The 14,230-nt window shown below is 64.7% G+C and carries 13 protein-coding genes; 9 read left to right on the top strand and 4 right to left on the bottom strand.

The window, feature by feature from the left end:
* Positions 1-10: 10 nt before the first annotated feature.
* Positions 11-1,144, bottom strand: coding sequence for a glutamine-hydrolyzing carbamoyl-phosphate synthase small subunit (gene carA, locus VFA60_14300; protein HZQ92961.1), 1,134 nt, complete (start codon positions 1,142-1,144; stop codon positions 11-13).
* A 232-nt stretch (positions 1,145-1,376) separates the two neighbouring features.
* Here carA and VFA60_14295 point away from each other — a divergent pair, with 232 nt between their 5' ends.
* Positions 1,377-1,607 (top strand): hypothetical protein, encoded by a 231-nt coding sequence (locus VFA60_14295; GenBank protein ID HZQ92960.1) that lies wholly within the window; start codon positions 1,377-1,379, stop codon positions 1,605-1,607.
* Between the two features lie 41 nt (positions 1,608-1,648).
* On the opposite strand, the gene lepB is transcribed toward VFA60_14295, so the two are convergent.
* Positions 1,649-2,242, bottom strand: coding sequence for a signal peptidase I (gene lepB, locus VFA60_14290; GenBank protein HZQ92959.1), 594 nt, complete (start codon positions 2,240-2,242; stop codon positions 1,649-1,651).
* A gap of 240 nt (positions 2,243-2,482) precedes the next feature.
* Between lepB and VFA60_14285 the strand changes: the two genes are divergently transcribed.
* The 4 genes from VFA60_14285 to glmU all read left to right on the top strand — a co-directional run bounded on the left by VFA60_14285 (position 2,483) and on the right by glmU (position 6,678).
* On the top strand, positions 2,483-2,935 hold the full coding sequence (locus tag VFA60_14285) for a CYCXC family (seleno)protein (GenBank protein ID HZQ92958.1): 453 nt from the start codon (positions 2,483-2,485) through the stop codon (positions 2,933-2,935).
* A gap of 467 nt (positions 2,936-3,402) precedes the next feature.
* Entirely contained in the window at positions 3,403-3,876 is a 474-nt protein-coding gene (locus tag VFA60_14280; GenBank protein ID HZQ92957.1) for a tetratricopeptide repeat protein, read from the top strand.
* A 35-nt stretch (positions 3,877-3,911) separates the two neighbouring features.
* Complete coding sequence (locus tag VFA60_14275) at positions 3,912-4,904, top strand: gluconeogenesis factor YvcK family protein (protein HZQ92956.1); 993 nt, start codon at positions 3,912-3,914, stop codon at positions 4,902-4,904.
* 397 nt (positions 4,905-5,301) lie between these two features.
* On the top strand, positions 5,302-6,678 hold the full coding sequence (gene glmU / locus VFA60_14270) for a bifunctional UDP-N-acetylglucosamine diphosphorylase/glucosamine-1-phosphate N-acetyltransferase GlmU (protein ID HZQ92955.1): 1,377 nt from the start codon (positions 5,302-5,304) through the stop codon (positions 6,676-6,678).
* 110 nt (positions 6,679-6,788) lie between these two features.
* Here the strand turns inward: glmU and VFA60_14265 are convergent, their stop codons facing one another.
* Both VFA60_14265 and amrS read right to left on the bottom strand, forming a co-directional pair.
* Positions 6,789-7,208 carry a hypothetical protein gene (locus VFA60_14265; GenBank protein ID HZQ92954.1) on the bottom strand — a complete coding sequence of 140 codons (420 nt, stop codon included), beginning with the start codon at positions 7,206-7,208 and terminating at the stop codon, positions 6,789-6,791.
* 178 nt (positions 7,209-7,386) lie between these two features.
* Positions 7,387-8,496 carry an AmmeMemoRadiSam system radical SAM enzyme gene (gene amrS / locus VFA60_14260; protein HZQ92953.1) on the bottom strand — a complete coding sequence of 370 codons (1,110 nt, stop codon included), beginning with the start codon at positions 8,494-8,496 and terminating at the stop codon, positions 7,387-7,389.
* Between the two features lie 138 nt (positions 8,497-8,634).
* Here amrS and deoC point away from each other — a divergent pair, with 138 nt between their 5' ends.
* The 4 genes from deoC to VFA60_14240 all read left to right on the top strand — a co-directional run bounded on the left by deoC (position 8,635) and on the right by VFA60_14240 (position 13,962).
* On the top strand, positions 8,635-9,369 hold the full coding sequence (deoC, locus tag VFA60_14255) for a deoxyribose-phosphate aldolase (GenBank protein HZQ92952.1): 735 nt from the start codon (positions 8,635-8,637) through the stop codon (positions 9,367-9,369).
* A gap of 83 nt (positions 9,370-9,452) precedes the next feature.
* On the top strand, positions 9,453-11,207 hold the full coding sequence (locus tag VFA60_14250) for a GAF domain-containing protein (protein HZQ92951.1): 1,755 nt from the start codon (positions 9,453-9,455) through the stop codon (positions 11,205-11,207).
* A gap of 125 nt (positions 11,208-11,332) precedes the next feature.
* Positions 11,333-12,655 (top strand): diaminopimelate decarboxylase, encoded by a 1,323-nt coding sequence (gene lysA / locus VFA60_14245; GenBank protein ID HZQ92950.1) that lies wholly within the window; start codon positions 11,333-11,335, stop codon positions 12,653-12,655.
* A gap of 575 nt (positions 12,656-13,230) precedes the next feature.
* Complete coding sequence (locus VFA60_14240) at positions 13,231-13,962, top strand: MEDS domain-containing protein (GenBank protein ID HZQ92949.1); 732 nt, start codon at positions 13,231-13,233, stop codon at positions 13,960-13,962.
* Positions 13,963-14,230 lie beyond the last annotated feature (268 nt).

Genomic DNA, 14,230 nt, shown 5'->3' with positions numbered 1-14,230 from the left:
GAAGCGCAATCTATCTTCCCTTCCACTCCTCCATCATCTGCACAAAGTCTCTGAACAGGTAGTGCGAATCGTGCGGGCCGGGGCTGGCTTCGGGGTGGTACTGCACGCTGAACAGCGGCAGGTTGCGGTGGCGCAGGCCCTCGAGCGTGTTGTCATTCAGGTCAAAGTGCGTTTTCTCGACTTCGCTTTCGGCGAGAGAATCGGGGTCCACGGCAAAGTTGTGGTTGTGGGCGGTGATTTCGATTTTGCCCGACTGCATGTGCTTCACGGGGTGGTTGCCGCCGTGGTGCCCAAACTTGAGCTTGTAGGTCTTGCCGCCCAGGGCGAGGCCGACGAGTTGATGTCCGAGGCAAATCCCGAAGATCGGCTTGCGGCCCATCAGGCGGCGGATGTTCTCGACCGCGTAGGTGCACGGTTCGGGATCGCCGGGGCCGTTGGAGAGAAAGATCCCGTCGGGATTCAGCGCGAGCACGTCTTCGGCAGGTGTTTGCGCCGGGACAACCGTGACGCGGCAGCGCTCGGCCACCAGCTTGCGCATGATGTTGTGCTTGATGCCAAAGTCGTAGGCGACCACGTGGTATTCGTGCGGGCCGTCCTTGACGCCGACCACTTCCGTGGGCTCGTGCGAGCGCTCGCCGGTTTCCCACTCATAGACCTTTTGCGTGGAGACGACTTTCGCTAAATCCGTCCCGTCCATCCTGGGGATGGAGCGCGCCTTGGCGCTCAGCTTCTCGGCATCGCTCTCGATGGACGAGATCACGCCGCGCTGCACGCCGTTATCGCGCAGGTGGCGGACCAGCGCACGCGTGTCAATGTCGGCAATGACGGGGACCTTGTAACGCTCCAGGTATTCTTCGGCGACCTGCTGCGAGCGCCAGTTCGAGCTGATGCGCGAGAATTCGCGCGTGACCAGGCCCTCGATGTAGGGGCGATTGGCTTCGTTGTCTTCTGGGTTGGTTCCGTAGTTGCCGATCTCGGGGTTGGTCAGGACAACGATCTGGCCGGCGTAGGAGGGGTCGGTGAAAATCTCCTGGTAGCCGGTGATGCTGGTATTGAAAACTACTTCACCGTAGCATTCGCCTTTTGCACCGTAGCCTTTGCCTCGGAAGACGCGCCCGTCTTCCAGCGCAAGGATGGCTTGCATTGCATCTCCGGGGAGTGGATTTTACAGATTTTAGCAGGAGTGCTCCCGCGGGTAAATCGGAGTTTGCGGCGCGAGCTGGGGAAAAACCAGTCTTTCAGCCGGTCAGTCCGTCAGCCCTTCAGCGGGACCCGGGTTGTTGACCTGCCGGAAGACTGGCGACTCGAGCAGCGCAATTGACGGCGATTTCGAGCGGTGGCAACATACGTTCCGAACTGCCGTAGGTTGGCGCCGCGTGATCGTTCGTATTTGTCCCAAGTGCCTGAGCACCGACGTGCATCGCAGCCGTCGCACGGGCCTGCGCGACCACCTGATGGCGCTCTTTCTGATGCGCCCCTATCGTTGCTTCCACTGCGAGCATCGCTTCCCTGATCTGCTCATGGCGCGGCGCATGGAACCGGCGTCGCTGCGCCCGCATACCGGGATCGAAGTGGAGCGAGACGTTGAGATCATGCCGCCGTCATAAGGCAGCAGCGAGTGGCGAATACCGGGTGATTGCCACTGCTGCTAGCGCAGCTTGCCCGCCTTCTCCATCGGCCAGTAAATGAACACGGCTTTGCCCGAGATCAGGCTGCCGGACACGGGCCCGAAGTCGCGGCTGTCGTTGGAGAGCGAACGATGGTCGCCGAGCACGAAGTAGGAGCCGGCCGGCACCACCACGTCGCGATACGACCGCGAGTCCCGGAACTGCTCCGGGACATAGTCCTCGTTCACCAGCATGCCGTTCACGAACACGCGGCCGTTGTCGATCTGGACGCGGTCGCCGGGAATGCCGATGACCCGCTTGATGTAGTTCTTGGAGGCGTCGCGCGGGTAGCGGAAAACGACCACGTCGCCCCGCTGGATGGGCTCCAGCCGGTAGACGAACTTGTTGACGAAGATGCGCTCCTGATCTTCCAGGCCGGGCAGCATGCTGGTGCCTTCCACCTTCACCGGCTGATAGATGAACAGGATGAAGAACGCCGAGATGGCCACGGCGATCACCAGGTCGCGCACCCACACCGAAAGCAGCGCCCGCAAGGCAAGGCGCCGGGCGCGTTCTGCTTGTGAGGGCGGCTGAAGCGCCGACTGGGGCGCGGCGGCTGTGGGCGTGGTCTCCACGGATCCTATGTTAATAGATGCTGGTTGACGCTGGCCGTTAGCGCTTAGCAGTTGGCATTTGGCGTCGGAGTGACCCAGCATGGTTTGCTGGCGCGCTCGCGGGCGAGGTCGCCCGCGTCCACACGGTCCGTGGCGCGGTGCCGACAGCAGAGGCGCCCGTCGCTACACAGTCTGTGCTGGCGCGGGGAGACGTAGCAAGCTACGTCTCTACAAGTCGGGTAAAATGGGACAAGAAAACTCATGAGACGCATTCCCAGCATTCTTCTTATCTGCCTGCTCACGGTGGCGGGCACGGCGCAGTGGAAACAGCCGCAGGCGGGCGATGTTCCGGCGTATCACGAGTCGGCGCCTAAGCCGCCGGAGAAGATGCCGCCGCTGTTGCCCGCGGCCAGGCGCGTGGGGCCCAGCTTCCAGCACCCCTCGCAGCGGCACGGCTACGAGCTGGCGGAGAAGATCCAGAAGGTCATCTATCAGCAGCCCTGCTACTGCTTCTGCGACCGCAGCGTGGGACACAAGAGCCTGCACAGCTGCTTTGAGAGCGATCACGGCGCGCATTGCGCGACCTGCCTTAAAGAGGTGTACTACGCCTACCAGATGACCAAGGCGGGCAAGACTCCGGAACAGGTCCGCGAAGGCATCAAGAAGGGACTGTTCGAGCAGATCGACCTGCAGACAGCGGCGAGCATCAACTAACCCCAGTTTCGAGTTTCGAGTCGAGAGGGCTGGGCCGAGCGCCCGGCCTTCTCTGTTTCCCGATCAGTCAAAGTGCGCTCTTGGCTCTTGGCTTTTTGGCTCTTCGCCCAGAAGCTAAAGCCAACGCCAATCGCGCTCCTCTTCCCCTGGCCAAGGGCTAATTGCGCCTGCTTTCCACCCGAGTTGACGGAAACCCGGCCAGCGGGTATAAAGTGCGCGGCAGCTCGAATTTCCACAGCTTACCGACACCTGCCCTCGGGTCGCTGACGCGCCGGTACAACCTGATGAAGAAGAAAGCGGCAGCAAAACCTAAACGATTGAGCGCTAAGTCAAAGAAAAAGCAGGATGTTACGCTGCGGGGTGTTAAGGCGGTAGCGGCCGCGCCGCCGGCGCCCAAGAAGCTGCCGCTGGCCGAGGACCCTCGATTTACACAGGCTGTGCAAAATTATGAGCTCGGACTAAGGTTAATGCAGGAGCGCAAATTCGAGCGCGCCAAGTCCGCGTTCCTGAAAGTAGTCTCCGGCCCGAGCAAGGAGCTGGCCGACCGCGTGCGTGTCCACTTGAACGCGTGCACCGCGGCGCTGGCGCGCAGCTCGACCACCTTCAAGACTCCGGAAGAGCACTACGACTATGTAGTCTCGGTGATGAACAGCGGAGACTACGATTCTGCGCGCGAACACCTTGAGCGGATGATCAAGCAGTATCCCAAGGCCGACTACATCTGGTATGGCCTGGCGGTGCTCGACGCGCTGCAAGGCCGTTCGATGGATGCGCTCAAGCACCTGGACGATGCCATCCGGCTGAATCCTGCGAACCGCATCCAGGCGCGGAATGATTCCGACTTCCAGAACATGCTTGACGATCCGCGCTTCACCGAGCTGCTCTATCCCGAACCCGGCGAAGCCGACGCCGCGCGCTCCGCATCCCCCAAGGGGCGTTAGCCGTGAGCGGGCAGGACCACACGCCCGCAAGCCCATTGAACGTTGTCGCCATGGGTGGCGGCACCGGTCTCTCCACGCTGCTCAAAGGACTGAAGCGCCACGTGGCCTCTGGCGACGCAGCGCCGGCGGGTTTTCCCGTCGGCGACCTTTCGGCCATCGTCACCGTGACCGATGACGGCGGATCGAGCGGCCGGCTGCGCCGCGAGTTCAACATCCTGCCGCCGGGCGACATTCGCAACTGCATGGTCGCGCTCTCGGAAGACGAGGCGCTGCTCTCGCGCCTGTTCCAGTATCGCTTCGGCGCGGGCTCTGGCCTGGAAGGCCACAGCTTCGGCAACCTGTTTCTGACGGCGCTCACCGCGATCACCGGCGACTTTGCCGACGCGGTGAAGCAATCGGCGGGAATTCTGGCGACGCGCGGGCGCATCTTCCCTTCGACAACCGCCAATGTGCAGCTGGTGGCGCAAATGGATGACGGCTCGCGGGTGGAGGGGGAAACGCGCATCACCGCCAGCCACCGCCGCATCGTGAAGCTGGAGATGGCGCCGCCCGACGCGCCGCCACTGCAGCAAACGCTCGACGCCATCGCGCAGGCCGACCTCATCACGCTCGGCCCCGGGTCGCTGTTCACCTCGCTCGCCACCAACCTGCTCGTTCGCGGCATTCCCGAGGCGATTGCGAAATCGCGGGCGGTGAAGGTCTACGTCTGCAACCTGATGACGCAGGCCAACGAGAGCCTCGGGCTGACCGCAAGCGATCACATACAGGCGCTGTACAAGCACGCCGGCGTGAAGCTGTTCGACTACGCGCTGCTGAACCGCGCGCCGCTCTCTCCCGAGCTGAAGGCCAGGTACGCCCTCGAGGGGGCCAGCCAGATCGTCGTCGACATGGAAGCGGTGGAGGCGCTGGGCGTGACGCCGGTGCTGGGCGACTACCTGGAGGAGGCCGCCGGCGTGGCGCGCCATGCGTCGGATCGCGTGGTGCAGGACTTGCTGCGGCTTGCGCGGGAGCGCCGCCTGCCGTCTTGAGCTCCCTTCAGGACCGCGTATCGCGCAAGCGCCGAAGAGCTGACCGCATGTCAGCGCGCCCGGGTCGGCGCCGCGAGGCGCGGCGCGAACGTGGGGCAGCCTGGCGTGACCTGACCACCTGGCGAGCTGATCATCTGGCGATTTGAGTTGCCGTGATTTCGCGAGCTCTCCAGATGACCGGATGGCCGGATCGCCGGATTCGCGCATCCCTCAACGCACTTACCGCTCACACTGCGCTCGGTTTAAGATGGCGCGGATGGCTTCCAGGAAGAAATCGGCGCACAAGCAACGCCGCGGCCCATCCTCCGCCAAAAAAAGCGGGAAGGATGGGGCGCCCACATCTTCGGCGGCGCGGGCGTTGGCCCCAGGTCCTGCGCCGCGCTTCGCTATCGCCATCATGGCCGCGGGCAAAGGGACGCGGCTGAAATCACAGCATCCCAAAGTCCTCCACAAGATCGGCGGCAAGGCGCTGCTGGAGCACGTGATTGGCACGGCGGCGCAGGTGGTGGCGCCTTCCGACATTTTCGTCATCGTGGGCCACGAGGCCGAGCGCGTAACGCACTCTGTCCGCGACGCCGGCGTGAACTTCGTTGTGCAGGCCGAGCAGCGCGGCACCGGACACGCCATCAAGTCGGCGCAGCAGGCACTCTCCGGGTACGATCACGTGCTGGTGCTCTCCGGCGACGTGCCTCTCATCCGCCCGCAGACCCTCGAGCGGCTGCGCGACTTCCACCTGGCGCGCGGCGCGGCCATGGCCGTGCTCACCGCGCTGGCGCCCGACCCACATGGCTACGGACGCGTGGTGCGGCGCCAGCGCAACAGCGACCAGATTGCCGCCATCGTCGAGCAAAAGATGCTGAAGCCGGGACAGGAGAAGATTCGCGAGATCAACTCCGGCATTTACGCCTTTTCGGCGGCGGCATTGTTCGGCGTGATTGACCAGCTCACCACCAACAATCCCGCGGGCGAGTACTACCTCACCGACGTGGCCGGCCTGCTCACCGCCAGGAACCACGCCGTGCTGGCGCTGGAGGCCGCCGAGCCGGTTGAGGTACTGGGCGTGAACAGCCGCGCCGAACTGGCGCGGCTCGACGCCGCGTTGCGTTCGGCAAAATGCAACTTGCTGATGGCTTCAGGCGTGACCATTTACCAGCCTGAAACGGTGGTGATTGACGCCGACGTCACCGTCGGCCAGGACACGGTGATCGAGCCGTTCGTCCAGTTGCTGGGCCGCACCACGGTGGGCCGCGACTGCCGCATCCGCTCGTACTCGGTGCTGACCAACGTGGAGCTGGGCGATGAAGTGGAGATCAAGCCGGGATGCGTGATCACCGACTCGCGCGCCGAGCGCGGCGCCGTGCTCGGTCCCTTCTCGCACCTGCGGCCGGGCAGCAACGTTGGCGAGGGCGCGCACCTGGGCGCCTTCGTCGAGACGAAAAAGATCCGCATGGGCCGCGGCTCCAAGGCCAATCACCTCACTTACCTGGGCGACGCGGAAATCGGCGCGGGCGTGAACGTGGGCGCCGGCACCATCACCTGCAATTACGACGGCTCGCACAAGCACACCACGGTAATCGAAGACCACGTTTTTGTGGGCAGCGACACGACGCTGGTGGCGCCGGTCACGATCGGCCGCGGCGCTTACATCGGCGCCGCTTCGTGCATCACCGAAGATGTTCCGGAGGACTCGCTGGCCCTGGGCCGTGCGCGGCAGACGGTCAAGCCAGGGTGGGTGCGGGAGAGAAGAGCGGCCGCCGCCAAGCCGAAGCCGTGAACCGCGCTGCTGGCTGCTGGCTGCCAGCTACAACCAGGAAAGTTCCGGCGGCCGTCTCGACGTTGCCAGTTGAATTTTTTTTTGCCGGAGCTAGCAGCCAGCAGCGGTTTTCACGCTGCTCTCCTTCGCCACCGCCGCGCATACTCTTTCTCAAATGCCGTCATCCCGGCGATCGCCGTCAGCGCGATGGCGCTGGTCGCGAAGAAGCGGCGCGAGGCATCTTCCATCTCCATCACTCCAGGCAGGCCGGCGATCACTCCGGCGCGCAGCATGTCAATCCGGCCGTGGCGATGGAAGCTGACCCTTTTGGCCAAGCCGCCGGGGTAATCGGTGAACAGGCTGAGCGCGACCTGCGACGCGCCCACACCGATGCAGGCCACGGCGGCGCGCCTGTCCCGGCGCCAGAAGAACGCAGCCATTCCCAGGAACGACGCGGCAATGGCGTAGTCGGCAATGGCGTGCGCGGCGGGCGGCATGACTTTCGGCAGGCGGCTGGCGACGACACGGACCCCGGACTGGATGACCGGCATGAGGGTTCTCCTGTTGCCACTATGAGATTGGCGCGTGTGTCCTCGGAGATGCCCGAGGGGCAGCACTCAGCAGGCAGCACTCAGCCCTTGCACATCCCGGCTGCGCATGCGCGCCTTCGCAGAACCCGCTCAGGGACTGAAGGCTGAGCGCTGACTGCCGAGTGCTGGCGCAGCCCGATTACGAGCGCGCGGCGACCGCCGCGGCGTGCGCGGCCATCATGGCCGGGCGCGCTGCGCGGCGCTGTTCGGCTTCGTCGCGGCTGAAGACGCCTGCGATGTGCGTGCCGCAGTGGCGGCAGCAGCCCGCGCCGGCGGCGTCAACCTGCAGGTCGCTGGAGAGCACGTCGTGCCACGAGCGCCGCAGGACCACGCGCCTGCATCCCGGGCAGATGGTGTGCGCGCCGTCAGAATGGATGTTGCCCTCGTACACGTACTTCAGTCCCATGCTCATGGCCACGGCGCGCGCGCGATGCAGCGTCTCGGGCGGCGTGCGCGGCTTATCGAGCAGCTTGAAGTCGGGATGGAACGCGGTGAAGTGCAGCGGCACATCGTCGCCCAGGTTGGTGAGCACCCAATCGCACAGCTCGCGGAACTCGGCGTCGCCGTCATTCAGCGTGGGGATGACGAGGTTGGTGATTTCGAACCAGACGTTGGTTTCGTGCCGCAGCCAGCGCAGCGTCTCCAGCACCGGCCGCAGATGCGTGAGCGTGATCTTGGAATAAAAAGTCTCGGTGAAGGCCTTCAGGTCAATGTTCGCGGCGTCGATGAACGGATAAATATCGAAGAACGCCTCGCGCGTGATGTATCCGTTCGATACCATCACCGTGTTCAGCCCGGCGGCGTGCGCCTCGCGCGCAATGTCAATCACGTACTCGCCCCAGATGGTGGGCTCGTTGTAGGTGAAGGCCAGGCTGGGCGTGCCGTAGCGCCGGGCAGCCTCCACCACCTGCGCCGGCGCCAGGTTCGCGGCGTTCACCTGGTCGGACTTGGCCTTCGATATGTCCCAGTTCTGGCAGAAGAAGCAGCCCATGTTGCATCCCGCCGTGCCCATGGAAAAAATCCGCGTGCCCGGGAAAAAATGGTTGAGCGGCTTCTTTTCGACAGGATCAATCTGGATGGCAGCCGGCCGGCCATAGCCGAGCTGCAGCAGGCGCCCGCCTTCGTTCTTGCGGATGAAGCAGAAACCGGTCTGGCCGTCGCCGATGTGGCAGTGCCTGGGGCACAAATAGCAGTGCACGCGGCCGTCGGCCATCGTCTCCCACCACCGGGCTTCGTGAGCGGCGGGCATATTGGCTTCATTGTAACGCCGAAGAAAGCGCTCCTGCCTGCTGGCTCCTGGCTGCTGGCCAAGCACTCTGCATTCGGTTGCTGGCAGCCAGTAGCGAGCAGCCGGCGGCGTATTTTTGTTGCTAGAATTGGCTTGCCCATGACTGCGATCACGCCTTCTCTCCACGTCCCTGTAGACGTTGATTCCCTGTTGCGTGACTGGCGGGCCGTGGCCCGCCTGATTGATCACACGCTGGTTGGGCCCGCGGCGACACGGGCGCAGCTTGCGCGGCTGTGCGATGAGGCGGCGTTCTACGGCTTCGCGTCCGTCTCGGTGCATCCCGCGCTGCTGGCGGACGCGGTCGCGCGCCTTCGCGGAAGTTCGGTGAAGGCGGGCGCGCCGGTGGGATTTCCCTTCGGCGCCACGCTGACCGGCGCCAAGCGTGACGAGGCCGCCGGCCTGGTCCGCCTGGGCGCCCAGGAACTCGACATGGTGATGAACGTGGGCGCGCTGAAATCGGGCGAGCGCGTGCTGGTGCAGCAGGACATTGCCGCCGTGGCACACGTGGCCCACGACGCGGGCGCGATTGTGAAGGTCATCCTGGAAACCGGCCTGCTCACCATTGACGAGAAGATTCTCGCCTGCGAACTGGCTGTCGCCGCCGGCGCCGACTTCGTGAAGACCTCTACCGGCACGTTCGGCGGGCCGGCCACCGCCGATGACGTGGCGCTGATGCGCGGTGTGGTGGGCGACCGGGCGAGGGTGAAGGCTTCCGGCGGCATCCGCAGCGCCGACGGCGTGGCGGCCATGGTGCGCGCCGGCGCGGACCGCATTGGGACCAGCGCCTCGGTGGCCATCGTGCGCGAGTTGGGCGCGCCGGAATTTGCGGCGTAGACGTAGCAATCTGCGTTTCCCATTGAATCTGCATCGGCGAGATTCGCTCCGCAGCTCACCTGCTATCATCAAAGTTCAATCTCATGAAAGCCACCGCACAAGAGGCGCGCGCGCCGGGCCGGCCACTCAACATCGAGGCATTCCTGCTCGAAGTGGCCGACGCCGTCAACACCACGCTCGACCTGGACACGCTGCTGCATCGCGTGGCCGAGCTCATTCGCACGCCCACCGGCTACGACGTCTTCGCCATCCTGCTGCTGAACGAAAAGACGCAGGAGCTGCGCGTGCGCTTCCACTACGGCCATCCGGATGAAGTGGCCGAGCGGCTGCGCATCAAGGTGGGGACGGGCGTGACCGGGCGCGCGGCCGAGCGCCGCGAAGCGGTGCTGGTGAACGACGTGGCCTCGGTGCCCGACTACATCGACACCGGCGTGGGCGTGCGCTCCGAGCTGGCCGTGCCACTCATCGTCAAGAACCGGCTCATCGGCATCATTGACGTTGCCTCGCGCCGCCCCCGCGCCTTCACCGACGAGCATCGCCGCCTGCTCACCGTGGTGGCGTCACGCATCGCGGTCGCGATCGAGAATGCGCGGCTCTACACGCGGGTGGCGCGGCAGGCCAAGAGCCTGGCGCTGCTGTTCGATATCGGCCGCGAACTCACGTCCATCCTCGATCTCGACCACCTGCTCAAGGTGGTGGCCGACCGCGTGGCCGGCATCATCGACTACCAGATGTTCTCCATCCTGCTGGTGGATGACGCGCGCACCAAGCTGCAACATCGTTTCTCGCTGCGCTTCAACGAAAGCATCCAGCTCAAGCACGACATTCCGCTCGATCGCGGCCTGGTGGGCTGGGCCGCCACCCACAAGCAGGCCGTGCTGGCGCCCGATGTCACCAAAGACGCGCGCTACATTCCGCTCAATCCCGAGACGCGCTCCGAGCTTTGCGTGCCGCTCGTCTACAAGGGCGAGGCCATCGGCGTGCTGGACCTGGAGCATACGCGCAAAGGGTTCTTCACCGAGGACCACGTGCGCACCATCTCCACGCTGGCCGCCCAAGTCGCCATCGCCATCGAGAACGCGCGGCTGTACGAGCGGGTGTCGCGCGAGGAGCAGCGCCTGGAGCGCGACCTGAGCATGGCGCGTCAGCTGCAGATGCACCTGCTGCCGTCCATGGCGCCGGTGCTGGTCAACGCGGAAATGGCGGCGCGTTTTGCCCCGGCGCGCGCCATCGGCGGCGACCTCTACGACTTCATTCCCTATTCGCGCGGACGAATTGCCATCGCAGTCGGCGACGTGAGCGGCAAAGGCGCGCCGGCGGCCATCTATGCGGCTCTCGTCTCCGGCTTTCTGCGCTCGCACTCGCCCTCCGAGCCTTGTTCGCCGGAGATGCTCACGCTCATCAACCGCTCGCTCATCGGACGGCCCATCGAGGCGCAGTTCGTGTCCATGGTGTTCGCCGTGTGGAGCGATAAGTCGCGCAAAATCCAGATCGCCAACTCCGGCCTGCCGCGCCCCATTCACTGCCGCGACGGGAACGTCACCACCATCGAAGCCACTGGCCTGCCGTTGGGGCTGTTCCCCGAGGTCAGCTACGAGCCCATCGACATGCAGGCCAAGGCCGGCGATGTGTTCGTGTTCTTCAGCGACGGCCCGATTGACGCAGCCAACGCCAAGGGTGAGCTGTTCGGACGGGCCGGCATCATTGATGCCGTAACGCGCACCTGCCGCCGCAGCGCCGAAGAGATTGCCGACGCCATCTTCAACGGCGCCGCCGAGCACGCCGGAGGCGCCGAAGCCTTCGATGACCAGACGATTGTGGTGCTGAAGGTGCTGTAGAAGCAGTTTCAACTTTCACGAAAAATCGAATCGGGTGGACGCGAGCGACCCCGCGCCGCGTTTCATCGCAACGGCCCGCCTGCACGACGTAGAGACGCAGCGCCTCTGCTACATTAGTTCCCTTCATGTCAGCCTTCACATGTGGCGAGCGTGCCCCGGGTTTCGTGTATCGCGGACGCGGCCCCGGGGAGCTTCACGCCGAGCGCGTGCCGCTGGCGCGGCTGGCGCAGAAGTTCGGAACGCCGCTCTATGTCTATTCGGCGACGGCGATCCGCGAGCGCTACGCGGCGTTTGACGCGGCGTTCGGCGCGGCGCCTCACACCGTCTGTTACTCGGTGAAGGCGAACTCCAGCCTGGCGGTCCTGCGCATGCTTGCCCGGCTGGGCAGCGGCTTCGACGTGGTTTCGGGCGGCGAGTTGGAGCGCGTGCGGCGCGCCGCCCCGAAGGCGCCGGGCCGCGTGGTTTTTTCCGGCGTTGGGAAAACTGCCGGGGAAATGGATGCGGCCCTGAAGGCGCGCATTCTGCTGTTCAACGTGGAGAGCGAGAGCGAACTGGCCCTGCTGGCGGCGCGGGCCGGGCTCGCGAAGCGCGTGGCGCCGGTGGCGCTGCGGGTGAACCCTGATGTTCCGGCGGAAACGCATCCTTACATCGCTACCGGACTGCGTGAACACAAGTTCGGCGTGGCCATGACCGAGGCGGAGCGCCTCTACGATCGGGCCCGCGACGAGCGCCGGCTGCAGGTGGCGGGAGTGAGCGTGCACATCGGCTCTCAGATCACCGCAGTGGCGCCCTTCGCAGCCGCCATGGAGCGCGTTGCCGGGCTGGTGCGGCGGCTGCGCCAGCGCGGGCACGACATTCGCTACGTCGACGCCGGCGGCGGGCTCGGGATTTCCTATGCGTCGAAAGGAGAGGCCGAGGGCGGCCGGCCTTCATCGGACCTCGACGGTGACTTCGCCGCCTGGGTCGCGGCCTACGCGCAGGCCATTGTCGGCCCGCTGCGCGGACTCGGTGTGCACCTGCTGCTCGAGCCGGGACGCGCCATCGTCGGACCGACCGGGGCCCTCGTCACTCGCGTTCTCTACGTGAAGCGCAACGGCAACAAGCGCTTTGTCGTGGTTGACGCTGCCATGAACGACCTGATCCGCCCCTCACTCTACGGCGCGCACCACGAGATTGTCCCGGTCGTGCGCGGCGCGGCCGATGTCGGAACGTTCGATGTGGTGGGGCCTGTCTGCGAGACGGGAGACTTCTTCGCCCGCGACCGGCGTCTCCCCGAGCCGCGCGAGGGCGACCTGGTCGCGCTGCTCGACGCCGGCGCCTACGGCATGCCGCTGGCCTCCAACTACAACACCCGCGGCCGGGCCGCTGAAGTCATGGTCGAGGGGTCGAAGGCCCGGCTGGTGAGGCGAAGGGAGACGGTGAAGGACCTGCTGAGGGTGGAGCTCTGACTGGGATTGACTGTCGGGTCATCGGATCATCGGGCGATTGAATCCCGTCCGGCCCAATGATCAATCACCCGGCGGCCCGATATTCACTGTCTGGTTTCCTCCGTCTTTTGCCTGATTGAATCCAGCAGGAACTTGCAATACGCTGCACGCAGTCGGTGAACCCATGGCCACTGAGTCACAGAAAAGCCTGCCTCCCGCGAGTAGCCCCTGTGTCTGGTGCGAGCGCAACTACAATCCGGGCGAAAGCCATGCCCGTACCTCAGGACTTTTCTGCTCGGTGAAGTGCGAAGTCGAGGCTCGATTCTGGCTGGTGGCCCGCCTGGAAGCGCCCAGCGGCGTCTGATCCTGATTCCCTTACCGTGGGGAAAACCTGCCGAAAAATTCCGGGGCCACAACTGGGGGCTGCGCGCCGGGTTTGCGCGGCGGCAAGCCAAGCCATCGTCGTTTTTCCCCGCAGTCATCAAAATCGGGGTATATTACGACCAAGGCTGCGGGTCTCCGTCGCTTCCAAGGTCCAACGCCCTTGATCAGGAATCAACCTTCGGGAAGAACTTTTGTTGTTTGGACGCGTAGCCATGCTTTCAGTTCCTCACGTCGCATCGTTTCGCACCGGTGATCACATCTGCTTGTTTTACAGAAATGCCGACGAGCGAGCGGCAACCCTTGTGCCATTTGTGCAGGTAGGGCTGCTGCTCAACGAACGCTGCGTCTGCATTCTCCCGCCTGACGAAGCGCTGGGCTTGAAAGAAGCGCTGGCGCAAGGCGGGATCCGGGTGGAGGCGGCCGAGAGAAAAGGCTCTTTGCGGCTTATTACGCCAGAAGAGAGCTATCTCCGCGGCGGCGAATTCAGCGCCAGCGCGATGGTCGAACTGCTCCGCGGGGAGGTGCTGCAAGCACTCGCGTCGGGCTTCCATGGATTCCGTGCCGCGGGAGACCTCGCCTGGGCGGTCCGCGCCCCTGGCTGCTATCCGGAGCTGGCCGAATATGAATCAACCCTGGCGGAGTTCGTGCCGGCGCTGCCGGCGCGGGGGTTGTGCATGTATGACCTGCGTTTGTTTGGACCGGAGCAAATGGATGAGCTGATGCGATTGCACCGGCTTGCCGTCAGTCACCCTTCACCTTCGACCTGCTCGATTCGATTGCGGCGGCACGATGGTTTTGGTGATGTGGTTTTTGCCCACGACCATCCGCATCGCTTCAGCTACACCGTGCGAAAAGATCATTCCTCGGCACATGTTTCCGCGGGCCACGCATTAAACTTGACCGCCGCCTTGCGGGCCATAGAAACGAGCCTGGCGAAATCCTGATTCGGTTGCCGCTCGTTTCGCCTGTCAAGCCCTTCCCGGTCCTCCGTGGGTGGAAGCGCAGGGCCTTGGCCCGGCGAACAGCGCGCTGCAAAACCGGCGCTCTGGCCCCAGGCTTCCACCAGAAAATCTTGTCAAGCCTGCGTGACGCCGCTTTTCTTCGTAACTCCCTCCATGCGCTGGAAATAGAGTTTCCACGCTCTTTCCCATTCCCCCGGGCAGAACTGCTAGACTGGCAGTAAGGCCCGCTGCGTCTTCGCGACGTTGCGGG

It is taken from the genome of Terriglobales bacterium, assembly GCA_035651995.1.
Taxonomy (GTDB): domain Bacteria; phylum Acidobacteriota; class Terriglobia; order Terriglobales; family Acidobacteriaceae; genus DASRER01.
This window is presented reverse-complemented; position numbering and strand designations above follow the sequence as displayed.